At 62.3% G+C, this 25,525-nt stretch carries 20 protein-coding genes and 1 pseudogene; 10 read left to right on the top strand and 11 right to left on the bottom strand.

Annotated elements, in window-relative coordinates:
* Nucleotides 1-209: 209 nt before the first annotated feature.
* Nucleotides 210-2,085, bottom strand: a pseudogene (locus ACVILI_RS14910) (glycosyltransferase family 2 protein).
* A 620-nt stretch (nt 2,086-2,705) separates the two neighbouring features.
* Between ACVILI_RS14910 and ACVILI_RS14905 the strand changes: the two are divergent.
* Nucleotides 2,706-3,629: a glycoside hydrolase family 26 protein gene (locus ACVILI_RS14905; RefSeq protein ID WP_038652399.1), complete on the top strand. Its 924-nt coding sequence runs from the start codon at nt 2,706-2,708 to the stop codon at nt 3,627-3,629.
* A gap of 66 nt (nt 3,630-3,695) precedes the next feature.
* Nucleotides 3,696-4,214 (top strand): DUF995 domain-containing protein, encoded by a 519-nt coding sequence (locus tag ACVILI_RS14900; RefSeq protein ID WP_038645744.1) that lies wholly within the window; start codon nt 3,696-3,698, stop codon nt 4,212-4,214.
* A gap of 78 nt (nt 4,215-4,292) precedes the next feature.
* Here ACVILI_RS14900 and ACVILI_RS14895 read toward each other — a convergent pair whose 3' ends face one another.
* Both ACVILI_RS14895 and ACVILI_RS14890 read right to left on the bottom strand, forming a co-directional pair.
* Nucleotides 4,293-4,742 (bottom strand): DNA polymerase III subunit chi, encoded by a 450-nt coding sequence (locus ACVILI_RS14895; RefSeq protein WP_019857282.1) that lies wholly within the window; start codon nt 4,740-4,742, stop codon nt 4,293-4,295.
* 9 nt (nt 4,743-4,751) lie between these two features.
* Nucleotides 4,752-6,263, bottom strand: a complete 1,512-nt coding sequence (locus ACVILI_RS14890; RefSeq protein ID WP_038652396.1) for a leucyl aminopeptidase — start codon at nt 6,261-6,263, stop codon at nt 4,752-4,754.
* Between the two features lie 355 nt (nt 6,264-6,618).
* Here ACVILI_RS14890 and lptF point away from each other — a divergent pair, with 355 nt between their 5' ends.
* From lptF to ACVILI_RS14855, 7 genes are all read left to right on the top strand, one after another.
* Nucleotides 6,619-7,821, top strand: a complete 1,203-nt coding sequence (gene lptF, locus ACVILI_RS14885) for an LPS export ABC transporter permease LptF (RefSeq protein WP_019857280.1) — start codon at nt 6,619-6,621, stop codon at nt 7,819-7,821.
* Nucleotides 7,818-8,903 carry an LPS export ABC transporter permease LptG gene (gene lptG / locus ACVILI_RS14880; protein ID WP_240564700.1) on the top strand — a complete coding sequence of 362 codons (1,086 nt, stop codon included), beginning with the start codon at nt 7,818-7,820 and terminating at the stop codon, nt 8,901-8,903. Before lptF ends, lptG begins: the two co-directional genes overlap by 4 nt.
* A complete protein-coding gene (locus ACVILI_RS14875) occupies nt 8,903-11,329 on the top strand; it encodes an LPS-assembly protein LptD (RefSeq protein WP_019857277.1) in 2,427 nt (808 codons plus the stop codon). Before lptG ends, ACVILI_RS14875 begins: the two co-directional genes overlap by 1 nt.
* Before the next feature lie 90 nt (nt 11,330-11,419).
* On the top strand, nt 11,420-12,352 hold the full coding sequence (locus tag ACVILI_RS14870; protein WP_019857276.1) for a peptidylprolyl isomerase: 933 nt from the start codon (nt 11,420-11,422) through the stop codon (nt 12,350-12,352).
* A gap of 13 nt (nt 12,353-12,365) precedes the next feature.
* On the top strand, nt 12,366-13,382 hold the full coding sequence (gene pdxA / locus ACVILI_RS14865; protein ID WP_171880394.1) for a 4-hydroxythreonine-4-phosphate dehydrogenase PdxA: 1,017 nt from the start codon (nt 12,366-12,368) through the stop codon (nt 13,380-13,382).
* A gap of 25 nt (nt 13,383-13,407) precedes the next feature.
* Nucleotides 13,408-14,247 (top strand): 16S rRNA (adenine(1518)-N(6)/adenine(1519)-N(6))-dimethyltransferase RsmA, encoded by an 840-nt coding sequence (rsmA, locus tag ACVILI_RS14860; protein ID WP_019857274.1) that lies wholly within the window; start codon nt 13,408-13,410, stop codon nt 14,245-14,247.
* 64 nt (nt 14,248-14,311) lie between these two features.
* The gene (locus ACVILI_RS14855) at nt 14,312-14,605 is read left to right on the top strand and encodes a DUF1330 domain-containing protein (RefSeq protein WP_038645734.1); all 294 of its coding nucleotides are present in this window, start codon (nt 14,312-14,314) and stop codon (nt 14,603-14,605) included.
* A 6-nt stretch (nt 14,606-14,611) separates the two neighbouring features.
* Here the strand turns inward: ACVILI_RS14855 and gmk are convergent, their stop codons facing one another.
* From gmk to fabD, 7 genes are all read right to left on the bottom strand, one after another.
* Entirely contained in the window at nt 14,612-15,268 is a 657-nt protein-coding gene (gene gmk / locus ACVILI_RS14850) for a guanylate kinase (protein WP_027053294.1), read from the bottom strand.
* A 21-nt stretch (nt 15,269-15,289) separates the two neighbouring features.
* Entirely contained in the window at nt 15,290-16,180 is an 891-nt protein-coding gene (locus ACVILI_RS14845) for a YicC/YloC family endoribonuclease (protein ID WP_038645732.1), read from the bottom strand.
* 155 nt (nt 16,181-16,335) lie between these two features.
* Nucleotides 16,336-17,601 carry an endolytic transglycosylase MltG gene (gene mltG / locus ACVILI_RS14840; protein WP_019857270.1) on the bottom strand — a complete coding sequence of 422 codons (1,266 nt, stop codon included), beginning with the start codon at nt 17,599-17,601 and terminating at the stop codon, nt 16,336-16,338.
* A 102-nt stretch (nt 17,602-17,703) separates the two neighbouring features.
* Nucleotides 17,704-18,966, bottom strand: coding sequence for a beta-ketoacyl-ACP synthase II (gene fabF, locus ACVILI_RS14835; RefSeq protein WP_019857269.1), 1,263 nt, complete (start codon nt 18,964-18,966; stop codon nt 17,704-17,706).
* A 34-nt stretch (nt 18,967-19,000) separates the two neighbouring features.
* Entirely contained in the window at nt 19,001-19,237 is a 237-nt protein-coding gene (locus tag ACVILI_RS14830; RefSeq protein WP_006203723.1) for an acyl carrier protein, read from the bottom strand.
* Nucleotides 19,238-19,436: 199 nt separating this feature from the next.
* Nucleotides 19,437-20,174: a 3-oxoacyl-[acyl-carrier-protein] reductase gene (fabG, locus tag ACVILI_RS14825; protein WP_019857268.1), complete on the bottom strand. Its 738-nt coding sequence runs from the start codon at nt 20,172-20,174 to the stop codon at nt 19,437-19,439.
* A 59-nt stretch (nt 20,175-20,233) separates the two neighbouring features.
* On the bottom strand, nt 20,234-21,181 hold the full coding sequence (gene fabD, locus ACVILI_RS14820; RefSeq protein ID WP_038645726.1) for an ACP S-malonyltransferase: 948 nt from the start codon (nt 21,179-21,181) through the stop codon (nt 20,234-20,236).
* 280 nt (nt 21,182-21,461) lie between these two features.
* On the opposite strand from fabD, the gene ACVILI_RS14815 reads away from it, so the two are divergent.
* Nucleotides 21,462-23,390, top strand: coding sequence for a sulfatase-like hydrolase/transferase (locus ACVILI_RS14815; protein WP_038645723.1), 1,929 nt, complete (start codon nt 21,462-21,464; stop codon nt 23,388-23,390).
* A 45-nt stretch (nt 23,391-23,435) separates the two neighbouring features.
* Here the strand turns inward: ACVILI_RS14815 and ACVILI_RS14810 are convergent, their stop codons facing one another.
* On the bottom strand, nt 23,436-25,082 hold the full coding sequence (locus ACVILI_RS14810; RefSeq protein WP_038645721.1) for a pilus assembly protein: 1,647 nt from the start codon (nt 25,080-25,082) through the stop codon (nt 23,436-23,438).
* Nucleotides 25,083-25,525: the final 443 nt, after the last annotated feature.

Genomic DNA, 25,525 nt, shown 5'->3' with positions numbered 1-25,525 from the left:
ACATCATGTTCGAATATTAGAGGATACTTATTAAAATTCGCGCAAACGGCATGGTCAGTGCCGCCTTTCAGCGCTCGATCGGATATTATTAAAATTTGATCTTATTTGCTCGTGCCTGAAGCCGCATCATGTCACCGGCCGGCAATCGAAGCCATCCATCAAGGTGAATGTAGTGCAGGAGAGCTCTTTGCGCGCGGATGAAGCTGGCGTCAGCGCCGCGTTTCCCAACCCGGATCGAAGTAGAAATTGCGGGTGCCGATGTTGCCCTGGCCGGCGCCGGAAACCACATAGGCGATGCGGACGATGCGGAAGCCGCCCGCTCCCTGCTGCAGCCCGTAGACGCCTTCCATGCCCCGATCGTAAAAACCCGCGGTCGGCACGGCAAGCGCCAGCATCGCCAGCGATGCCTGAAAGGCGAGTTTCGCGGCATTCGCGCGCAGCGGGATCCTGTTCTCGATGACATGCCTCACGACGATGACCAACACCAGAAGCCCGTAGAGGAAGGCGTTGAGGGCAGCGAACCAGTAGAAGCCGGTGGCGTCGAAGGGGTGGTCGACGAGCAGGACAGGCAGCGCCGCACCGACCGCCAGCACCACATAGGGAACGAAGGCGCGCAACGGAATCAGGCTCTTTGGGCCACTGCCCTTTGGCGTGACGCGGAAATCCACGAACGACTTGGTCAGATAGTCGCGCAGCGACGACACCGTGCCGGCCAGCACCCACGGCCAGCGCGCGAAGAAAAGGAACAGCGTGCCTTCCCAACTGATCGTCTTGGCCGTCATCGGTCGCGAGAGGCCGAATGCCTTCAGCATCATGACCAGGCCAACTAGGGCGCCGGCGTTGGGCAGGTAGTAGAAGAGGAAGTCGGCATACATGACATTGGCAAAGTTGCGCCCGGTGACCAGCGCATACATTGGCATTGCGTACATCAGCAGCGCAAAGGCCGCGAACAGCGGATACCAGAGCTGGCAGAATAGAAACTGGAACCGCAGTCTCGGCGACAGCTTGGGAAAGTATGTGGGCGAATATTCGAGCAGGATCGTCATTAGGCTGCGCGACCACTGGAATTCCTGAGTGACAAGATCGGCAAAGGTTTGCGGGCCATCGCCATGGGCAATAGCGTCCATCGCATGCACGCCGCGCCATCCGGCCGCGTTGATCAGCATCGAGGTCGAATGGTCCTCCGCCAGTTCCGGGCCGAGACCGCCCGCCTGCTTCAGTGCCTTGGTCCGCACCGCATAGTGTGAGCCGATGCAGAGCGGCGCCCCGCCGCCGGTATGGCCGGATTGCAAGGGGCCGTGGAACATCCCTTCCGGAAACAGCCGGCCGCGCGCCGACCAGCTTTCGGCGGCATTGTTGTCGCAGATGCTCGGCGCCGAGACATAGCCGACCGCGGGATCGGCGAAGGGATAAAGGATTTCCCTGAGATAGGTCGGCGTCGGCACATGGTCGGCGTCCATCTGCGCGACGAAATCGTAACGCTCATAACCATAGTGGTCATAGAAGAAGGCCAGGTTGCCTTCCTTGCAGCGGGTGCGGCGCGGCCATGTCTTGCGGTGGTAGTCTTCCCTGCCGCGCCGCGTCGATATCAACACGCCGCGGGGCATCGCACCAGCGGACCGTCTCCTCGGAAGGATCCTCGTCGGCCAGCCAGGTGTCATGCGGATAATCCTGCGCGAGCATTGCTTCCAGCGTGCGCGCGACCACGGCGAAGGGTTCGGATGGAGCCTTGGTCACCACCATGGCGACTCGCGAACTCTTTGGGACGCTGTAAAGCTTTGAAGGTTTCCGTGACGCGTGCACGTTGAGCAGGAAGTACATCGGCATCAAGGTCAGCCAGGCCAGCACGAGTGTGGCGAAGGTGAACGATCCGATGTGTTCGATATGTTCCGGCTTCAGCCACCAGGCCCAGAAAAAACCGAGGGTGGCGAACCAGAAAGCCAGGCCTGTCCGCAGGATCCATTGCTGGATCGGAGAGAGTACGGGCACGAGAAAAGGAGCCTTCTCAGCCGAGACGGCCGGAATTGACCCGGGCCGCTTTGCCCGTCTGCCCGTACGGCTGACGATGCCTACGTCTAAACTCATGTCCCTACACGCCGCCACTTAGGGCTGCAGCCAACGACCGCTGCAAGGCCCTTAAATCCCCACAGGCAGAATCGGCGGTCGCTCCGTTAGTGTCAACTAAATTAAATGCTGCTTAACCATTCTTCTTGAACGTTGGTTAACCTAACCCCTTGAATGGGAGCCCAAACTTTCGGCACGAGGCCAATGGCCGGCTCCGGAATAGACGTTCGGTGAAATTTTTCAGCGTTGGAAAATAGCTGATGGGGCCAAAGGCGCCCGGTGGGATTCCGGCAAGGTCGGCCCGTTAACCATGCCCAGCGAATCATGGTTAAGCAACCGTTAATTGTACTTGACTCTCTATGGCGACCGGCTCTTAAATTAGCCCGGGATGATATATCGGAATATGACGCGAATTTGTGAGTATCGCGGCGAACCTTTTCTCTTGAGCTCCTCGTGCCGGCGTCTTGAGAGATGATCTTCTTGGCGGGAATCCGTGCGCAGCACTCCCGCCAATCGTCGCTCCGAAATCCCGCAGATTCCGCCGATCAAGCCGATCGGGTTTGGATGGTTGCGTCGATCACGTGTCGACGCGTGGGCGAGGCTTCGACTTCCGCAGGATGTCGAAGCCATGGGAGATTATCATGAAACATATCGCAGCAAGTGCGCTTGCAATCGCGTTGGCCTTGGGCGGCAGCGCCGCGTTGCCGACTTCGGCGGACGCCGGCTCGGCACCCGCGACGGATCCCGTTCAGACGAGCAGCGCCGCGTCGGCGTTCGGATCCTATGACCCTTACGGCGACTTCAGCGCCGACAAGACCGCCAGCATCGAGGAGTTGTTCCTACCTTGGGAAGACGTCGATCTGACGACCCTACCCTTGGCCGATGCCTATGCCCTTCAGCGAAACCGGTCGCTCTTGATCACCATCGAGCCTTGGACCTGGTCGAAGGATTGGCGCATCACCCCGAACGAACTGCGCGACGGCATATTGAGCGGCAGATATGACGCCAACATGCAGGCGATCTGCAACCTGGTGGGGACCATGAAGAGCCCCGTCACCATTCGTTGGGCGCAGGAAATGGAAGACAAGAACGGCCGCTTCACCTGGGCCAACTGGGCTCCCAAGGATTGGATCGCCGCCTACAAGCGCGAGGTCGATCTCTGCCGCAAGGCTGCTCCGGCCGCCAAATACATGTGGTCACCCAAAGGTGAAGAGGGTCTGGAGAAGTACTACCCCGGCGACGACTATGTCGACGTCATCGGCCTGTCGGTATTCGGCCTGCAGAAAAAGGACAATGACGAGGCCGGTCGTGACCGTACGTTCGCCGAGACGCTGAAGCCAGGATATGACCGCGTCGCGGGTTTCAACAAGCCGGTCGTGGTGGCGGAACTCGGTTATGTCGGCAAGCAGGAGTATGTCTCGCAGTGGGAGGCCGATTCCCGCAAATCCTATTCGGAGTTTCCGGCCCTGACCTCGGTGGTCTACTTCAACCAGAAGGAGGTGTGGCCATGGTTGGGTGGCTATGGGCTACCCGACTGGAGGGTTACTCAGCATGTCCTGCCCTAGGCGTACTCTGTCAGGGTCGAGTGCAACCGTAAAAACTGAGTGTACGTAAATTGTAGGGGTGGGGTCGTGAAACGAATATTGGGGAATTCCATTGGAACGGCACTTGCCTGTTCCATAGCCGTCCTGGCTTTCCAGCTTCCGGCAACAGCCAAGACGGCGTCGCAAACCGCCGACCTGGCCATGAAGGCCGAGGCGGTGCCCGACGAGGGCATCTATCAGATGTACCAGAACCGTTCATGGCTCTGGGGTCGAAATGGTGCGGGCTATTTTGCCGCGCAGCGCCGTCAATTCAGCGCCTGGACTTCGGACAAGGGCAAGCTGGGTTACGGTGACGGCATCTGGTTCATTCCCGGCGGCGGCAAGGTTTGCTTCCGGGCAAAATGGCATGGCGCGGGAGGCGACTCCAACGCCCTCACCTGCTTCGAGCATCGTCAGGCCGGACGGGTGATCTACCAGCGCAAATTACCGGATGGCGACTGGTACGTCTTCCGGAGTTCGCATCGCAACCTGGCGGACGAGTCCATGAAATTGAAACACGGCGACTACGTCAGCTGGAAACAGAAACGGATCAAGGCCCGCGACTAGAGCCTTGTCATCCGCGGCACATCGCTGACCAAAGCGCATCGCGTTGATGCGCTTTGGGTCTTTCTTGCATGCATAGCGCTAGGCCTTGCGCTCCCAGCGGCGGTCCGATGTCTGCTGCCAGTAGGTCACGGCATGGCCCGCGTCCTTCATCGTCTTCCAATGCCCCCTCGCCGCCTCGACCTGGGCGGCGTCATGGCCATCGAACAGGAACACGGCACGCTCGTAGCCGGCAAGGTCGGACGGCACCGCGCCGTCGACCAGGAACCTTATCTTGGCTTCGTTGGGATTGCCGTCGCCGGTGGTCAACAGGATAGGCTGCTCGCCGGGATAAGCCTCGCGATCGGTCGCGTGCGCCAGGAAAGAATCATCGCGGAACGTCCATAGATGCTGGTCGAGTGCGTCGCGCCGTTCCTCGGTGCCGGTCTGCACCACGGCGCGCCAGCCACGATCGACGCTGCGCTCGAGCAGGCCTGGCAGCGCCTCCTCCAGGGTCGATTCGGTCAGATGGTAGAACAGCACATCGGCCATGGATCGTGGTCAGCTCTCGTAGTGATCGCGCACAAGCCGGTCGAGCAGCCGCACGCCGAAGCCTGAGCCCCAGGACTGGTTGATCTCATTCGACGGCGAGCCCATGGCGGTGCCGGCAATGTCGAGATGCGCCCAGGGCGTGTCCTTGACGAAACGCTGCAGGAATTGCGCCGCTATGATGGCGCCGCCATAGCGGCCGCCAATGTTCTTCATATCGGCGTTCTTGGAATCGATCAGCTTGTCGTATTCGGCGCCGAGCGGCATGCGCCACAGCCGCTCCTGCGTCGCCTGCCCTGCCGCCGCAAGCCTGTCCGCCAATTCGTCATTGTTGGAGAACAGGCCGGCATAGTGGAGGCCGAGCGCGACCATGATGGCGCCGGTCAGCGTCGCCAGATTGACCATGAATTTCGGCTGGAAGCGGTCGTTGCAGTACCACAGCGCATCGGCCAGCACGAGACGGCCCTCGGCGTCGGTGTTGAGCACCTCGATGGTCTGGCCCGACATCGAGGTGACGATGTCGCCGGGACGCTGGGCATGGCCATCGACGGCGTTTTCGACCAGGCCGATAATGCCGACGACATTGGCCTTTGCCTTGCGCGCGGCCAGCGCATGCATGAGGCCGGTCACGGCGGCAGCGCCACCCATATCCCCCTTCATGTCCTCCATGCCCGAAGCCGGCTTCATCGAATTGCCGCCGGTGTCGAAAGTGACGCCCTTGCCGACGAAAGCGATCGGGCCGTCCTTGGGCTTGCCGCCGTTCCACTGCATGACGGCCATGCGCGCGCCGCGGGGCGAGCCTTGCGCGACGCCGAGCAGCGAGCCCATGCCGAGCTTCTTCATCTCCTTCTCGGTCAGGATCTCGACCTTGACGCCGAGCGTCTCGAGTTCCTTGGCGCGAGCCGCGAACTCGACCGGTCCCAGTATATTTGCCGGTTCGTTGACAAGGTCGCGCGCCAGAAGCACGCCGTCGATCACCGCCTCGGCATCGGCGAAGGCTTTCTTGGCGCCTGCCGGGTCGTCGGTGTGGATGGTTATCTTGGCCGGCTTCTTCAGATCAGCCTTTGTGTCATCCTTGTCCTTGCCGGTCTTGTATTTGTCGAAGGAATAGCTGCGCAGGAGGATGCCTGCCGCAAGGTTGGCGGCGTCCTTGCCATCAATCGAAGCGCCGGCAAGGTCGAGCACCACGGCGACGTCGGTTGCCTTGCGCAGCGACGCCGCAATGGTGCCACCAAGTTTCAGCCAGGCATATTCATCGAGCCCCGCCGCCTTGCCCGCGCCGATCGCGACCAACCTGTCGAGCGACGCTCCTTCCGGCGCCAGTATCTCGACGACGCCGGCGAACTTGCCGGTGAATTCGGCCACCGGGAAGGCCCGTTCCAGCGTCTTGCCGGGATCGTAAGCCCTGGCCGCATCGCCCAGGCCGCCGTCATCCGCCGACAGCACGAAGACCGTGCCCTTCCTGTTCGCCGCCGTCTGCGGCGCGGCGAATTTTGCAAAGGCGATCGATGGTCTCGGGTTCATCATGTCCTGCTTTCGGGGATGGCGTGCGAAGCGTTTGAAGCGATCCGCGACATTTGGTCGTTTTCCGGCATTTGGCAAGACTTTGCCAAAGTGGCTACCCATATGACAGTTGGAATCGATGGCGATTCGTCGCGGCACGGCCCCGCTTCATGCCGCAACCTGTTGTTAACCATCGATGTTCGTCCTTTCTTATCCATTCCCTCCGACACTCCGATCCATTGCGGCGCGCGACGTGGGACGGGAACCGGATCGCCTGCCTGATCGAGCCTATCGGAGCCAGTTGTGCGGGCGTCGCCGGGCAGCTACCCTTAGCGTGGTGGCATGATGCCGTTCGAGAAAATCGAGTAAAGCCTTCATGAAGGTCGTTGAACGCTACATCATGCGCCGCGCTTTCGTGGTCTTTCTGGCAGCGCTGGTCTGGACGCTGGCCATCGTGTGGACCACGCAGGTGCTGGCCAAGATCGACCTGGTTACCGACAGCGGCCAGTCGTCGCTGACCTTCTTCGAGGTCGCCGCGCTTATTCTTCCCTCGATCATTCCGATCGTCGTGCCTTTCGCGCTGGTGGTGGCGGTCGCACAGACACTCAGTGTCATGAATTCGGATTCCGAACTTGCCGTCGTCAACGCCGCCGGCGCATCGCGCTGGACGATCGTGCGGCCAATCATGCTTCTGGCCCTTGCGGCGAGCGTATTTTCCTTTGCGGTCGACAACGGCATCGACCCCTATGCGCGGCAGAAGAACCGCGCTTTGGTGGCGCAATCGCGCGCCGATCTGTTGTCGCTGATCATCCAGGAGGGCACATTCCGCAAGATCGAGGATGGGCTGTTCCTGCAAATTGGCGAGCGGCTTCCGGACAATCGACTGGGCGGCATCTTCGTCGCCGATTCGCGCGAAGAAGGCGTCAATCTCGTCTATTATGCCAAGACAGGCAGCGTCGTCGAACGCGGCGGCGAAAAGGTGCTGATGATGAATGACGGCGTCATCCACCGCAAAACGCTGACCGGCGACCTCAGCGTCATCCGGTTCACCTCCTATGCTTTCGACATGTCGGCCTTCATGGCGGCTGCCTCCGAGGTGACGCTGCTGCCGAAGGACCAGACCACCCAGTACCTGCTCAATCCCAACGTCAACGACAAGCTTTATCAGCAGGCCCCTCAGCAATACCGGGCCGAGATCGACCAACGATTTTCGGAATGGCTGTATTCCATGGTGTTCGCGCTGATCGCGCTGGCGGTCGCAGGGGACGCGCGCTCGCATCGCGAGGCTCGCGTCAATCCTTTGATCACGGCCATCACCATATCCCTCTTCGTGCGCTGGCTGGGTTTCTTTGCCGCAAGCAAGGCCGATGAAGTGCCGCAATATGCCTACATGGTCTATGGCGTGCCCATAGTGGCCTCCGCGGTGGCGATCTGGTTCATCGTCTCCAACCGGACCATGGAACTGCCGGTGGCCTGGGCGGACTGGATGACAAATCTGGCCAGCCGAGTCGGCGACAGCTGGAACGCCCTCAAACTGCGCTGGTCCAGGCGCGGCACCTCAGGTCAGGGGATCGGCTGATGGGCTGGACGCTGGGTCGTTATTTCTTCTTCCGTTACGTGACGATCACGATCTGGTTCTTCCTTGGCCTGCTGGCGCTGGTTTTCCTGATCGATTTCACCGAGCTGTCCGGCCGCACCACCGGTCTGCCCGGCTTCACTTACGGAACGGCGGTGGCCATTTCAGGCCTTCGCATGCCGATGATCATGCTGCAGACCGTGCCGTTTGTCGGCCTGTTCTCGGCGATGGCAACTCTGGTTTCGCTCAACCGCCGCTACGAACTGGTCATCGCGCGGTCCGCCGGCGTTTCCGCCTGGCAATTCCTTTTGCCATGCTGCATCGGCGCGTTGCTGTTCGGCTTTGTGTCGGTCGGGCTCATCAACCCGCTGGCCGCGCATGCCTTCTCCTTGTCCGAACAGATCGAAACCCAGTTGCGCTCCGGCAAATCAAATACGGTTTCGGCCGACGCCGCCCCCTGGATTCGTCAGAAAACCAGCACCGGCGACACCATCATCGGCGCGCGGGCCATCCTCGACCAGGGCCTGGAGATGGCCGACGCAGTCTTTTTCGTCCTCGACCAGCAAGGCAACATCGTCGAGCGCAAGGACGCCGCGCGCGCTTACCTGCGGGACGGCTATTGGGAATTGCGGGATGTGAAGACCTTCAGGAACGGCACCATCCAGCCCGCGGCAAGCGATCGTGTGCCGACCAATCTGAAGCCTGAATTCGTGCAGGAGCGGCTGGCGCGCCCGGAGACCATCCCGTTCTACGACCTGCCCGGAAAAATCGAGGTTGCCCGTTCCTTCGGCCTCAAGGCAAATGCGTTTGCCATGCAGTTTGATTCGCTGGTGGCGTTGCCGTTCCTCCTCGTCGCCATGACGCTGATTGCGGCAACAGTTTCAATGCGATTTGCGAGGATGGGACAATCGGCAACGATGATTCTGGGTGGCGTCGTTGCCGGGTTTCTGCTTTATGTCGTTTCGGTGCTGGTGAAGGCATTCGGCGTGGCGGGGTTCGTGCCGACTGCCATAGCCGCCTCGGTGCCAGTCGTGGTAGCTATGTTCTTCGGGGTGACTTTCCTGCTATACAAGGAAGACGGCTAGTGAGGGAGGCGTTTTTGCCCAGCAGCAGGCAGGCCCATTTGGCGCGCCTTTATGCGGCGAGCGCCTTGGCGTGCCTGCTTGCCTGCGCCGTGCCGTTGCCTGCGTTTGCGCAGGAAGTCGGCAAGATGGCGACCAATGTTCCGTCCGGCTCGCAGATGCTGCTGGCGGCCGACACGCTGGTCTACAACAACGACAACCAGACGGTGACCGCCGTCGGTGGTGTGCAGATCGACTATGGCGGCAACCGCCTCGTCGCCCAGAAGGTCATATACGACCGCAACACCAAGCGGATGGTTGCCACCGGCAATGTTGAAATCGTCAACAGCGACGGCACCAAGATCAATTCGCAGCATATCGATATCACCGACGATTTCGCCGACGGTTTCGTCAATGCGCTGCGCGTCGAAACCATCGACAAGGCCTATTTCGCCGCTGAGAGCGCCGAGCGCATGGGCGGCGTGCTGACCACCTTCCACAATGGTGTCTACACCGCCTGCGAGCCGTGCGAAGACAAGCCAGACAAGGCTCCGACCTGGCGCGTGAAAGCCAGGAAGATCATCTGGAATGGCGAGAAGAAGACGGTTCGCTTCGAGAATGCGAATTTCGAATTCTTCGGCTTTCCGCTCGCCTATCTGCCGGCTTTCGAGATCGCCGACCCGACGGTGAAGCGCAAGAGCGGCTTCCTGATCCCGGGCATCAGCTACAACAGCCATCTGGGATACAGCGTCAAGGTTCCCTACTATTTCGCGCTTTCGCCGACATATGACCTGACGGTGTCGGGAAGCGGCTATACCAAACAGGGTTTCCTCGGTGAGGCCGAGTGGCGCCAGCGCTTCAACAATGGCGAATACAGTTTGAAGATCGCCGGAATTCAGCAGCGCGATCCGGACGCCTTCATCGACCGCGCCGGGCGCAACGTCGATTCGGGCACGGCGGGCGATCCCAACAAACTCCGCGGCATGATGGGCACGCAAGGGCAGTTCGCTATCAACGAACGCTGGAATTTCGGCTGGGATGTGCTGCTGCAGACCGACAAGAACTTCTCGAGCACCTACAACATCGACAAGTACAATGGCAGCACCCATCAGTCGACGGTCTACCTGACCGGGCTCAATGGCCGCAACTACTTCGATGTGCGCGCCATGCACTTCGATGTGCAGGAAAATACACTCAACAGCAATATTGCCGCGCGCAGCAACCAGCAGCCCTGGGTGCTGCCGTCGCTTGACTACGCCTATATCCCCGACGCGCCGGTGGCCGGCGGCCAGCTGTCGCTCAACGTCAACACGCGGGTCCTCCGCCGCGATGAACTCGACCAGACTTTCAACGTTCCTTACAATGCCGGCACGCCCGTGCAGCGCGTGCGCGGCATCGAAGGCGAATCCGGCCGCCTCACCACCGAGGCCGAATGGAAGCGGACTTTCGTAACCGACGACGGGCTGGTGCTGACACCGCTGCTGGCGCTGCAAGGAGACGTCGACTACGTCAACGCGTCATCGGGTTCGCTCGCGGCCGTCAACCAGATGGCGACCAATCCGCTGATAAATGCCAACGACGATATGCGCTCGTCGTTCGCCCGCTACATGGCAACCGCCGGGCTCGAGATGCGTTGGCCGCTGCTGTTTTCCATGGCCAGCGGCTCCAGCCACGTCGTCGAGCCGATGGCGCAGCTGTTCCTGCGTCCGAACGAACAATATGTCGGCGGCCTCGCCATTCCGAATGAAGACGCCCAGAGCATGGTGTTCGACGCGACCACCCTGTTCGAGCGCGACAAATTCTCCGGTTATGACCGCATCGAAGGCGGCTCGCGCGCCAATGTCGGCTTCCGCTACTCGGGCTCCTATATCAACGGCTGGGGCACCAATGCGATTTTCGGCCAATCCTACCAGATCGGCGGCGAGAACTCCTTCGCTGCGCCGGATCTGGTCAATGTCGGCGCCTATTCGGGCCTTCAGGACACCAAGTCCGACTATGTCGGCCTGTTTGGCATCAGCAGCCCGAACGGGTTCGCGGCTTCCGTCAGCGGCCGCTTCGACGAACAGACTTTCGAGGTTCGCCGCGCCGAGGTGAAGGCAGCCTATTCAGGCCTGCCGGTGTCGCTCAGCGCCAAGTACGCTTTCATCCAGGCCCAGCCGCTTTACGGTTTCACGACCGACAGGCATGAGGTGACACTCGGTGCGTCCACGCATCTTGCCGAAAACTGGCGCGTGTTCGGGACGGGAACCTATGATCTGCAGCAAAGCCTGCTGGTCAAGGACGGGGTCGGTTTCGCGTACAACGATTCCTGCTTCACCTATCTGATGACGTACTCGCAGTCGCGCGACCTGAATACCAGGGAAGTGACGCAGAGCATCGGCTTCAACCTGTCGTTCCGCACCCTTGGCGACTTCGGCTCGTCGACCAGCGCCATCGACACCATCCAGTAGCCGGCGAGACATCGTTTCGCCGCATAGGGCTGGCACGGATTCGCGCACCCGGAAGAGGACGAAATTGGGCGGAACCGGGATAGAATTGGGATGCCAATGATGAGGAAATACCTCTTTTCAGCAGGGTTCGCGCTGCTTGTGGCGGCGACATCCGTGTCGATGGCGGTCATGACGCCGCCGGCTTTCGCCAGCGCGATCAAATACGTCGTCAACGACGTACCAATCACGTCGGGCGATATCGCGCATCGCGCCGCCTTCCTGAAGCTGCAGCGCAAGAAGGGCGATGCCGCCCAGGAAATGATCGACCAGACGCTGCGCCTTGCCGAAGCCAAGCGACTTGGCATACGCATCAGCGACGCTCAGGTCGAGGCGGCCTACCAGCGCTTTGCCACCAACAACAAGATGCAGCTCAGCCAGCTTGATGGCGTGATGGAAAAATCCGGCGTCGGCAAGGATCATTTCAAGGAATTCATCCGTGCCCAGATGGCCTGGAACCAGGCTTTGAGCGCGCGTTACCGTTCCGGTGAAGGCGGCAGCGTGACCGAGCAGGATGCGGTCAGGCGCATGCTCGACAAGGGCGGGGCCAAACCCAGCGCCACCGAGTACATGCTGCAGCAGGTCATCTTCGTCGTCCCGGCATCTGAACGCAGCGCGACGCTGGCCAAGCGCAAGCGCGAGGCCGATGCCATGCGCGCCCGCTTCAACGGCTGCAACACGACGCGCGAATTCGCCAAGGGCCTGCTCGACGTCACCGTTCGCGATCTGGGCCGGGTGCTGGCGCCGCAGTTGCCGCCGGACTGGGCCGAGCAGATCAAGGCGACCAAGGTCGGTGGCGCGACCACCACGCGCGAGACCGAGCGTGGCGTCGAGTTCATCGGCATCTGCTCGTCGCGCGAAGTGTCCGACGACAAGACGGCCCAGATGGTGTTCCAGAGCGAAGGCTCCAGCGACAAGGCCGCCGACGAACTCAGCAAGAAATATGTCGACGAGCTGAAGGCGAAAGCCCGCATCGTCAAGCGCTGACGTGAAGAGCGGAATGACCGCGCTGGCGCTAAGCGTCGGCGATCCGTCCGGCATCGGCCCCGAAATCGCCATCGCCGCCTTCCTGGCGCGCGAGGCGGTCGCCCTGCCCGCCTTTTATCTTTTGGCCGATCCGGCGCTGATCGCCTCACGGGCAAGCCGGCTGGGCGTGTCGTTGCCGATCGTCGAGACGACACCGGCACAGGCGGCGCAGGCTTTCGCCCGCACCTTGCCGATCGTTCCACTGGCGGCCCGGTTCATCGACAGCCCCGGCCGGCCGGATCCGGCCAACGCGGCCGGAACCATCGAGGCGATCGATCGCGCTGTCGCCGCCTGCCTTGCCGGCGACGCCGCCGCCGTGGTCACCTGTCCGATCGCCAAGAAGCCGCTCTATGATGCCGGTTTCCGCTTTCCCGGCCATACCGAATATCTGGCGCATCTGGCGGCCCGGCACAGTGGTGTCCAGGCAATGCCGGTCATGATGCTGGCAGGCCCGGACCTGCGCACGGTTCCCGTCACCATCCACATCGCCCTGGCCGAGGTGCCGAAGGCCCTGACCACAGAACTGATCGTCGCGACAGCGCGCATCACCGCGGCCGACCTCGCCGGCCGCTTTGGCATCGCCAGGCCGAGGCTGGCCATTGCCGGCCTCAATCCGCATGCCGGCGAAGGCGGTTCGATGGGCCTGGAGGACGAGCATATCGTGCGGCCGGCGGTCGACATCCTGCGCGCCGAGGGCATCGATGCTTTCGGCCCCCTGGCGGCCGACACGCTGTTCCATGCGCGGGCGCGGGCAGGCTACGATGCTGCACTTTGCATGTATCACGACCAGGCGTTGATCCCGGCCAAGACGCTGGCCTTCGACGATGCGGTCAACGTCACGCTCGGCCTGCCTTTCATCCGCACGTCGCCAGACCATGGCACCGCCTTCGATATCGCCGGCAAGGGCATTGCACGGCCGGACAGCCTGATCGCCGCATTGAAGCTCGCCAGAACGCTCGCCGACACCGACAAAAAGGCCGCGGCCGCATGAGCGCCTCCGTTTGGGGTCCTAACGCATGAGCATCGACGGGCTGCCGCCGTTGCGCGATGTCATCGAGCGCCATGGGCTGCAGGCGAAAAAGGCGCTCGGCCAGAACTTCCTGCTCGACCTCAATTTGACCGGCAAGATCGCCCGCAGCGCGGGCGACCTGACAAACACCACGGTGATCGAGGTTGGTCCTGGCCCCGGCGGCCTGACAAGAGCGCTGCTTTCCAACGGCGCCCTCCGGGTTGTCGCCATCGAGCGCGACGAGCGCTGCCTGGCGGCATTGGCCGAAGTCTCCGCTCACTATCCCGGCCGGCTGGAGGTGGTTTCCGGCGATGCGCTGAAAACCGACTTCGCCGCCCTCGCCTCCGCGGCCGCCGGAGCCAGCGGTCAGGTACGGATCGTGGCCAATCTGCCCTACAACATCGGCACTGAATTGCTCGTGCGGTGGCTGACGGTCGTGGACTGGCCACCCTTCTACGCCTCGATGACGCTGATGTTCCAGCGTGAGGTTGCCCAGCGCATCGTCGCAGAGCCGGGCAGCGACGCCTATGGCAGGCTTGGGGTGCTGGCCGGCTGGCGCACTAAGGCCAGGATCGCCTTCGACGTGCCTCCCCAGGCCTTCACGCCGCCGCCCAAGGTGACCTCTTCGGTGGTGCATCTGGAGCCGCGCGTGACGCCCCTGCCCGCTGACGTCAAGAAACTCGGCCGCGTCACCGAAGCCGCCTTCGGCCAACGCCGCAAGATGCTGCGGCAGAGTGTGAAGAGCCTCGGCGGCGAGGCCTTGCTGGAGCGTGCGGGCATAGATCCGACCCGCCGCGCCGAAACGCTCAGCGTCGAGGAATTCGTCAGGCTGACCAATTCTGTTTAGCGCCGGTCTGGAATTGCGACGATGCAGGAATAGATAGTCCGGCGAGCATGCCGGAGAAACCTAAATGCCTGCCTATATCATTTCCGATGTCACCATCCGCGACCAAGAAGCATTCCAGACATACCGCTCGCGTGCCGCGGCTTCCATTGCCCATTATGGCGGGCGCTATCTCGTACGCGGCGGCCAAGTGGATACGCTGGAGGGCGAGTGGCATCCCACACCGCTGATCGTTGTCGAATTTCCTGACATTGAGCAGGCACGGCGCTGGTACGCATCCGCCGAGTATGCTGCAGCGCTGGATGTGCGCGACGCCGCGCTCAGCCGCCATCTGATCCTGGTCGACGGCATGGCGCCCTGACGCCAATCAGACGGTTTTCTCGTCCAGCAGCCCTGAGACGAAATCGAAGAGACCTGGCCGACGGTCGCGCCGCAATCGTTCGGCGACAACGATGCCGCGCACCTCGGCGAAGGCGCGGTCGAGATCGTCATTGACGATGACGAAATCATATTCCTTCCAGTGCTCGATCTCGTTGCGGGCATTCTTCAGCCGCGTCTCGATCACCGCTTCCTGGTCCTCGGCGCGTCGCTTCAGGCGGGCCTTCAATTCCTTCATCGATGGCGGCAGGATGAAGATCGAGACGATGTCGGCGCGCATCTTCTCCTTCAGCTGCTGTGCGCCTTGCCAGTCGATATCGAACAGCATATCGCGGCCCTGCGCCAGCGCCAGTTCCGCGGGCTCGCGCGGCGTCGCATAGCAATTGCCGTGCACCTCCGCCCACTCGAGCAGCGCATCGGAATCACGCAACCGTTCGAACTCGCGCATGGTGCGGAAATGATAATGGACACCCTCGATCTCTGAGCCGCGGCGCGGTCTGGTGGTGACCGAGACCGACAATTCGAGGCTGGAATCGCTTTCCAGGAGGTTGCGCGCGATCGTCGACTTGCCGGCACCGGATGGCGACGACAGGACGAGCATCAGCCCCCGGCGGCGGATGCGGGATCCCAAATCCCTGGGAACCATCGGTTCCTTGGCGACCATCGGCTACTCCAGATTCTGGACCTGTTCACGAAACTGGTCGACCACCGCCTTCAGCTCCAGCCCGATCGCGGTGACGGCTGCGGCGTTCGACTTCGAACACAGCGTATTCGATTCGCGGTTGAATTCCTGTGCCAGAAAATCGAGCTTCCGGCCGACGGCGCCGCCGCCCTCAAGCAGCGCCCGGCCAGATGCGACATGCGTCTTCAGCCGATCGATCTCTTCGCGAATATCAGCCTTGGTGGCGAGGAATGCCGCCTCCATGTGCAGCCGGCTCGCATCCAGATTGACGGACGCGTCGATCAGCAGCCTGACCTGCTCGGCTATGCGTTCACGGATCGCCGCCGTCTCGCGGGACGGATCCGCCTCCGCGCGCAGCGTCAGCGCCTCGATGGCGTCGATGTGGCCAGACAGCAGCAAAGCCAGGGCCGCACCCTCGCTTTGCCGTGCCTGCTCGAGTCCTTTCAGCGCCACGTCGAGCGCAGCCATGATGGAGCTGTCGAGCGCGGCGCGCGCCTCTTCGGTTTCCACGGTTTCGGGAATGTCGAGCACGCCACGCAGCGACAGCAACCCGTCAGCCGTCGCGGGAGCAACGCCGAACTGTTCCTGCAGCCGCTTGGCGAGACCCGCAAGGTCCTTCAGGAACGCCTCGTTGACGACGGGTTGCGCCTGCGTGCCGGCGGCGCGGCCAATGGTCAGCGTCGCCTGGAAATTGCCGCGGGCAAAACGCTTCTGCAGCGTTTGCCTGACCGCCGGTTCCAGCCGCTCGAAACCTTGCGGCAGCCGCAGCCGCACCTCGACGCTCTTGCCGTTGACGGACTTGACCTCCCAGGCGATCGAGGTCCCGTCATGCTCGGCGACCGCACGCGCAAATCCGGTCATGCTCTGTAAATTCATGTCGCCTGCACATCCCTGGCGCATCACCCCGAAACCAGTTTCCGGACAGGGCAAGTGCTGCTTGAAAATAACCCCGCCGTAGGTGCGTCGAAATCGGACGCGTGGCGTTCCTTCAAATGTCAGGCTGTCGCCTTTCGGGCAATGCCTTTCTTCGCCTATTGGGCATCGCCCGCATCGCCGCCGGCGTCGCCATTGTCGCCACCAGTGCTGCCGTCGGCAGGTTTGTCGGTAGCAGGCTTGTCGGCGTTGCCGTTTGCACCAGCGGGAGCGGCGGCCTTGGCCGCGTCATCGGCCTGCTTCTTCTGCAACGCACGATATCGGGCGACGTTCTCATTGTGCTCGTCGAGCGTCGCCGCAAAGACGTGACCGCCCGTGCCGTCGGCGACAAAATAGAGATCGTCGGTCTTCGATGGATTGGCCACGGCCTCAAGCGCTGCGCGGCCCGGATTGGCAATGGGCGTCGGCGGCAGGCCGTTGATCATATAGGTATTGTAAGGCGTCTGCTTCTGGATGTCCGACTGGTAGATCGGGCGGTCAGCGGGCTTTCCCTTGCCGCCGAACAGACCATATATGATGGTCGGGTCGGATTGCAGGCGCATGCCCTTGGCCAAGCGGTTGAGGAAGACGGCGGCGACGCGCGAACGCTCGTCACCCTTACCGGTTTCCTTCTCGACGATCGAGGCCAGCGTGACGAAGTCCTCGATATTGGCCAGGGGCAGGTCCGGCGCGCGCCGCTGCCAGACCTCGTCGACCAGTTTCTTCTGGTCGGCCACCAGCTTGTCGATCATCTGCTGACGCGTCGCACCGCGCGTGAAGCGCAGCGTGTCGGTGGCAACGCTGCCCTCGGGAGGCGTTGTCGCCGGCATGTCGCCGCTCAAGGCGGGTTCATCGGCGATACGCTGCAGAGCCTGCTCAACCGTCAGCCCTTCAGGAATGGTCAGCGAGTACATCACCGACTTGCCGCTTTTCAAAAGCTCCATGATGTCGCGCATGGATGCCCGGGGCTTGATTTCGTATTCGCCGGCCTTGAGCGCGGAATCGTTGCCGAAAGCACGCACGCCAAGGCGGAAGACGCGGGCGTCGCTGATCAGTCCACGGCGCTCAAGCTGGTCGGCGATGTCCTGGACGCCGGTGTTCGGCTTGACCAGGAAGGTGTCGCCATTGGCCGAGGGACCGGGTTCAGTGAATTCCTGCTTGCCGAAGTAAAGTGCCGCGCCCGCGGCCAGAACCATCAGCATCACCAGGGAGATGACGAAGTTCATGAACACCACGACCTGGCTGCGCGAAGCGCGCGAGCGCTTCGGCGGCGGCGTTCCGGCTTCCGGCCGCAAGGCCTCGCTGGCTGTCTTCGGCACGATCGGTCCGGTATTGTTCGCCGGCCGTTGCCCGACTTCTCCATTGCCCGCCGGATTTGTGGTCATCTCGCCCTACCGTTTGATCTCTCAACGAATCCCCTGCGGCAGAGTAGGGGCGAATATGGCAAAATTGACGACATGCCGAAGCATCGCCCGGCAGCCGGACGATCAGCCATTGTAGCGCTGGAACACAAGCGAAGCGTTTGTACCGCCGAAGCCGAAGGAATTGGAGAGCGCCACGTCGATCTGGCGGGAGCGAGGCTTGTTCGGCACCAGGTCTATCGCGGTTTCGCGCTCCGGGTTGTCGAGATTGATGGTCGCGGGCGCGACATTGTCCCTGATCGCAAGGATTGAAAAGATCGCTTCGGCGGCACCCGCCGCTCCCAGGAGATGGCCGATCGACGACTTGGTCGACGACATCGAAATCTTCGACGCGGCATTACCGACAAGCCGCTCGACTGCGCCGAGTTCGATCGTGTCGGCCATGGTCGAGGTGCCATGCGCGTTGATGTAGTCGACATCGGCGGGCGCAAGCCTGGCCCGGTTCAGCGCCGCGGTCATGCAACGGAAAGCGCCATCGCCGTCTTCAGCCGGTGCGGTGATGTGATAGGCGTCGCCGGTGAGGCCGTAGCCGGTCACCTCGGCATAGATCTTGGCGCCACGCGCCTTGGCATGCTCGAGTTCTTCCAGCACCACAACGCCGGCGCCCTCGCCCATGACGAAGCCGTCGCGGTCACGGTCATAGGGACGCGATGCCGTTTGCGGCGTGTCATTTCGCTCGGTCGACAGCGCCCGGCAAGCAGCGAAACCGGCGATTGACAGCCTTGTCACCGGCGCCTCGGCACCGCCGGCGACCATGACGTCCGCATCGCCCCACATGATCAGGCGGGCCGCATCGCCAATGGCGTGCGCACCGGTCGAGCAGGCCGTGACCACGGCATGGTTCGGGCCTTTCAGCCCGTGCCGGATCGAAACCTGGCCGGAGACGAGATTGATGATCTGGCCGGGGATGAAGAAGGGGCTGATGCGGCGCGGACCGCGCTCCTTGAGGATTATCGCGTTCTCGGCAATGCCCTCGATGCCGCCGATGCCGGAACCGATGAGCACGCCTGTGGCGCATTGTTCTTCGTGGGTCTTGGGCTCCCAGCCGGAGTCCTTCAGCGCTTCGTCGGCGGCCGCAATCCCGTACAGGATGAAGTCGCCGATCTTGCGCAATTCCTTCGGCTCGAGCACGGCCTCGGGATTGAAGGTGGCATTGCTGCCGTCACCACGCGGAATGACGTGGGCGATCTTGCAGGCAAGATCCTCCACCTCGAACTCGGTGATGCGCTTGGCCGCGCTGCGGCCGGTCAGAAGTTCCTTCCAGCTGTGCTCGAAGCCCATGCCGAATGGCGACAACAACCCAAGGCCCGTGACGACGACACGCCTCATCGCAGGTCCTCCCCAGTGATGACTGCGGAAAGCGTCAGGCCGAAGCCTTGTCGATGTACTTCACCGCATCGCCGACGGTCAGGATGGTCTCGGCTGCGTCGTCGGGAATTTCAACGCCGAACTCTTCTTCGAACGCCATGACGAGTTCGACCGTGTCGAGGCTGTCAGCGCCCAGATCATCGATGAAGCTCGCCTGCTCCGTCACTTTGTCGGCATCGACGCCAAGGTGCTCGATGACGATCTTCTTGACGCGCTCTGCGGTGTCACTCATTTGGGGCATCCTCGTCTTTTGTTTGTCTGTCTTCGTTAGCGGGCAGAATGCCGCTAATCAAGCTGAAAGATGGTCCTGCCGGAAACGCAACGGCCACGAACCGGTTTTTGCCCGAACCGCCGGGTTGCGGGCCGCATTACACGAAAAATGGCTGAGGTCCAAGGTGAAATGGTCTCTTTTCACAGGCCCGCCATATCCGTCAAATCATGGCCATGCCGCCATTGACATGGATGGTCTGGCCGGTGACGTAGGCGGCTTCGTTGGAGGCGAGGTAGGCGACGGCGGACGCCACTTCAGCACCCGTGCCCATGCGGCGCGTCGGTATCGCCGCCATGATCGCCTCTTTCTGCTTGTCGTTGAGCTTGTCGGTCATGGCCGATTCGATGAAGCCCGGAGCAACGCAGTTGACGGTGATGTTGCGGGTAGCGATCTCCTGCGCCAGCGATTTGGAGAAGCCGATCATGCCGGCCTTTGAGGCGCAGTAATTGGCCTGGCCGGGATTGCCTGTCACGCCGACCACGGAGGTGATGTTGATGATGCGGCCATGGCGGCGGCGCATCATCGGATGGGTGAGTTCGCGCGTCAGCCGGAAAACGGCGGTCAGGTTGACCTCGAGCACGGAGTCCCAATCGGCGTCGGACATGCGCACGAACAGGCCGTCCTTGGTGATGCCGGCATTGTTGACCAGTATGTCCACGCCTTCGAGTTCGGCCTCCGCCTTCTGGCCGAGCGCCTTGACTTCGTCGCGGTTCGACAGGTTGGCCGGAAACAGCTTGACCCGGTCGCCGAGTTCGCCCGCCAAGGCCTCCAGTTTCTCGATGCGGGTGCCGTGCAGGCCGACAATGGCGCCTTGCGCATGCAGCACGCGGGCAATCGCCTCACCGATGCCTCCGGATGCGCCGGTGACGAGCGCCTTGCGGCCGGTCAGTTCGAACATTTTCGTCTCCTGATCTGAGAAAACACCCTTCACACGGGTGGGGTCAAATCGCCAGTGGATTATGCGAATGTGGCCAGGGCGGCCTCGACATCGGCCGGCGTCCCGACGGCCGATGTCGCGATGTCGCGGTTGATGCGCCGTGCCAGGCCCGACAGCACCTTGCCGGCGCCGATCTCGTAAAGCGTGGTGACGCCGTTGGCGCCGAACCATTCTACCGTTTCGCGCCAGCGCACGCGGCCGGTGATCTGCTCGACCAGGCGCCGGGCGATCTCTTCGGGATCGCTGGTCGGGGTCACCGTGACGTTGGACAGCACAGGCACCGCCGGCGCATGCTTCGTCACACCGGCGAGCGCGTCGCGCATGACATTGGCCGCCGGCGCCATCAGCGCCGAATGGAAGGGTGCCGAGACCTGCAGCATCAGCGCCCGCTTGGCGCCCTTTTCGGTGCACAATTTGGCGGCCAGTTCGACCGCGGCCTTGGCGCCGGAAATGACCAGCTGGCCGCCGCCATTGTCGTTGGCGATCTGGCAGACCTTGCCGGAGCCTTGCGCAGCCTCGGTGCAAGCGGCTTCGACATCCGCCTGCTCCAGTCCGATGATAGCCGCCATGGCGCCTTCGCCGGCCGGCACAGCCGCCTGCATGGCATTGCCGCGAATGCGCAGCAACCGAGCCGCATCGGCGACGGAAACGAAACCGGCGGCGGCAAGGGCCGAATATTCGCCCAGCGAATGGCCGGCGACATAGGCGACCTTGTCCTTCAACGAGAAACCGCGCGCTTCCAGCGCCCTGATCGCCGCCAGCGAAACCGCCATCAGCGCCGGCTGCGCGTTGGCCGTCAGCGTCAAGGTCTCTTCCGGACCTTCCCATATCAGCTTCGACAGGTTTTCGCCGAGCGCGTCGTCGACTTCCTGAAAGACCCTGCGCGCCTCGGGAAAGGCGTCGGCGAGATCCTTGCCCATGCCGACAGCCTGGCTGCCTTGTCCCGGAAAGGTGAATGCGACGGCCATGCGTGGGCTCCCGAAGACTGGTTTTACTTGACCTGATAACACGAATTTTCCCTGCCTGTGGCGCAAGGCAGGCCGCCAAGTCAAGCCCGGTTTAACCCGGCCCCAGTTCCGAACCGTACGCCGAGTGCCTGTTCCGAAAGGGCTTTTTGGCGATCACTCCTGATGAAAACCGCTCACGAATCGTTCGCTGGCTCTTCTTATTTCCGCCACAGGCGCTAGCTTTGCGTGACAATTATATGACAATCGCGTGACTTGGGTTGTCGCCGGGTGGGAAGTTAAAGTGGCAAAGAGTTCAAAACGCGCCAGCAAAGCTGCGCCTCAATTCCTGGAAGACGATCCGTCCACCGGCTATTTGCCGGGCCGGAGATGGCCGGTCGTCCGTTACGGGCTGATAAGCTTGGCGATCTCCGCCATCCTGGTGTTCGCCATCGAATTGATCGTGCGCGGTGACGTCGCCGGCACCGTTTTATTCTTCCTGCAGCCGCTCAAGCCGGGCTGGACCACCATCGTCGTGTTCGCGCTGATCCTCATCGGTCTCGACGCCGTTCTGGGACGCAGCCATCAGAGCCTGATGATCGTCGCGCCCTTGACGCTGGCGCTGGCCTTTGTCGGCCATCAGAAATCGCATTATCTCGGCGATCCGCTCTACCCGACTGACTTTCTCTACGCTCGCCAGATCTTCGCGCTGCTGCCGCTTCTGGTGCGTGACCGGCCGATGACCGCGCTCGCCATGGTCGCTGGCATCATCGCCGGCCTGTCGCTGCTCGTCTATGGCTGGCGGCTGTGGCGCCGCAAGGTTCCAGCGCTCAGCCACAAGGGCCGCCTTGCCCGGCTGACGCTGGCGGTGCCGCTGCTCGCCTTCTTCGTCTCGATCATGGACTATGCCACCTTCTCCTGGACCAGGGATCGGCTGCAGATCATCCCGATCATGTGGGACCAGAAAGAAAACTACGCCTCCAACGGCTTTGCGCTCGCCTTCGCGCTCAACGTGCCGATGGCGCATGTCTCGGCGCCGCCGGGCTACTCGGACAAGGCGATCGCGGCGATCGACCGGCCGCAGACGACGGCCTCGGTGCCCGATGAAAAGCCCGACATCATTATCGTCATGAGCGAATCCTTCTGGGATCCGACCAGGCTGCCCGGCGTCACCATCACGCCGGATCCCATTCCCACCGTGCGGGCATTGCGTTCCGGTTCGATGTTCTCGCCTGAATTCGGCGGCATGACCGCCAACATCGAATTCGAGGCGCTGACCGGCTTTTCCAACGCTTTCCTGCCGGCTGGCAGCATCCCCTACCAGCAATATGTGCGCACGCCGACGCCTTCCATGGCGACCTTCCTGAAAAGCGAGGGCTACAGTGCGCGTGCCATCCATCCCGGCACCAACTGGTTCTGGAACCGTGGCGCGGTGTACGCCGATTTCGGCTTCAACGATTTCAAGTCGGAAGAGACGCTGCCGCCCATGGAAAAGCGCGGACCGCTGGCATCCGACGCGGCGATGACGGACGAGATCATCCGCGAAGCCGACGCCAGCAACGACCCGGTGTTCTTCTTCGCGGTCAGCCTGCAAAACCATGGCCCCTATGAACCGAACCGCTATTACAACCCGACCCACGCGGTGCAGGCGCCGATCAGCCAGTGGGCGCGCGACTCCCTGTTGAGCTATGCGGAGGGTTCAGCCGACGCGGACCGGGGCCTTGAACGGCTGATCGAATGGGCCAAGAAGCGGGAGCGGCCGACGATTGTCGCCTTCTTCGGCGACCATCTGCCGCCGCTCGGGCCGGTCTATGTCGAGACCGGCTTCCTCAAGGACAATGTCGCGCCGCGCAAGGAGCCGACGCCGCAGGCCGCCCTTGACCATCACGAAACGCCGCTGATCATCTGGTCGAACCGGTCCGGTCCGGTCGCGAACCTCGGCACGGTGAGCCCGGCATTCCTGCCCTATCATATCCTGACTGCCGCCGGCATCACCCATCCCTACTATACGGGCTTCCTGGGCGAGATGCGGGAGCGCTACCGCGTCGTCGACCGCAACCTGCTTCTGACCCCGGCCGGCGAGGCCACGCCCGACTGGTCGCGCCAGAAGGAGATCGACCCGGCGATCCGCGATTTCCGGCTCATCCAGTACGACATGATGTTCGGCAAGCGCCACGCGGCGCCCGACTTCTTCCCCGAGACGGTCGACAAGGTTGTCGCCCACACGAGTTGATCAGCCGACCCATCGGGTTCAGCCTGGACCTGGCGGGGCGAACACTCAATTCGTCAGTTGCAGCCTTGAGAACTTGTTGGCGATCTGCTGGAAAACGTCCGGCAGCTTGGCCGGGTCGTTGACGGCATAGTAGCCGCTCGGGTCCGAGGCACACGCACTGTAAAGCGCGCGGTTGGCGGCAGTGTCGGATTGCAGCACCATGGTGTAGATTTGCACGCCCTCGTTCTTCAATTGCGTGCAAACGCTTTTGGTCCAGCCGTCGACATTGCGCGCCGCGGCGGCCTGGTCGTCCGATCCGAAACGGCCACCCGCCAGATAACCATAGGATGTGTAGTCGGACTTCGTCGGCTGTTCGCTGGCGCCATAGACGACGTTCTCGCCGTCGGTGAGCAACAGCACGATCTTGCTGATGCCGCTTGTCTTCCACGGCGCTCCATCGGTGTAGGGCGCGGCGGGCGACAGCACCCGCATGCCCCACGACAGGCCTTCGGAGACATTGGTGCCCGAACCGTTCCACTCGGTCATCTCGCTTGCTGCCTTGCGCAGCTTGTCGAAATCGTCGGTCAGGGGGACGATGGGTGTCGGGCAAGCGCGGTTCGGGCCGACGGTGATGGCGGAACCCGTCTCGGTGATGAGCTCCTTGGTCGGCGCAACGTATTTGGCCACCTTTTCCTTGGCACCCTTGTCGGCCGGTGGCACAGGGTCGGCCAGACTGCTGAGATCGATACCGAGACGGTTGCCTTTCAGCTTGGCGACCTTGGTGTTGTCGCTGACGTCGTCGAGATAGGAATTGTTGTAGTATTTGGCCGCATTGCCATAGGAGCTAGATGGCTTTTGGGCACCTTCCGGATCGTCCGGCGCAAAATACGGAACGAACAGCGTGTCGGGCTTGTCCGGGTCGGGTGGGGTATCGGAAATGTTATAAGCGCCCGGCCGCGCCTCGACACAGCCCTTCCATCCGGTGCCGTTCCATCCGGCCGCGGTCCATCCGGTGTCCTTGAGCTGCTTGAAAAGCGCCATATGATTGGGACGCTTGCCGTCGATGACGGGGAAATTGACGCCGTTGGTGGAAGACTTGCCGTCCATGTCGATCCAGGACGGGTCGAATTCATCGCCATTGACGTTGACGGCCGTGACGAACGGAACCAGGGAGGCGCGAATCTGGCGCGTCGGCGATTTTGTCGCCTCGAGTGTGTCCAGCAGGGACTTCGTTGCCGTCCTCAACGCCGTCATGCGGGCACCGGCCATCGAGCCGGTATTGTCCAGCACCAGCACGACTTCGAGCTGATTGTTCGATTCGACCGCCGAGGCATCGACGGCGATGTGTCTGTTCCGGCCGAACAGGAAACCGAAGTTCAAATTGACGTCGGCCGACGCAACCGCCTTGGTCTTGATGAAGTTGACGCCCCTGTCGACGGTCAGCGTCGCCTGCGCGTTGGCGAGTTCGCCATGCCCGGCGATGTTGGCCTGAAAATAGCGATCGAAGGCATCGGTGCGGCTAATGTCGAGGTCGCCGAGATGCGAGGAGGCAAGATTTGCGGCGTCGAGCGCGTTCTGCAGGTTGCTCTTGGCCCGCATGACGGTGGACACGTCGACCGCGAAGGCCACGGCCGACAGGATGGCCGGCAGCCCGAGCCCCATCAGCAGCGCGAAATTGCCGCTCTTCGAGCGCCAGAACCTGTTGAGAAGCATCCTTACCCCCGAAAATGCTTACCGCTTGATCTGCGCGGATCGCTCGGGTTTTTGCGCCTTCCATGATGAATCGACCGTTGACGGCGAGGGCGCAACCTGCACAACCTGACATTGTGGTTAAGGGCCGGTTGCCGGAAATCACCAGGCCATTCCGGCGCTGCCGCCTGATTTTCCGGCGCCCTGCGACATCGGGATCGCCGCCTGCCCTTGCCTTATCAGTGGATTGCTGTATAGACGCCGCCAATCTGCCGGTCCCAGCTGGGGGCTGAACGGAGGGCCGGAGGTTTTATCAAAGCCTTCGTGTGAAGCCAGAAGGGCTTCCGCCTCCCGTGTCTCCGCTCTCGACCGTCTCGTCATGCTCCTTTCTTCCCCGCCCCGTTAACCGGGACAAGCGGGTCAGAGAAGTTGCAGAGGCTTTTGCCGCCGGGAACCGGGAGAGAAAC

The sequence above is a fragment of the Mesorhizobium sp. USDA 4775 genome, from assembly GCF_054062655.1.
This window is presented reverse-complemented; position numbering and strand designations above follow the sequence as displayed.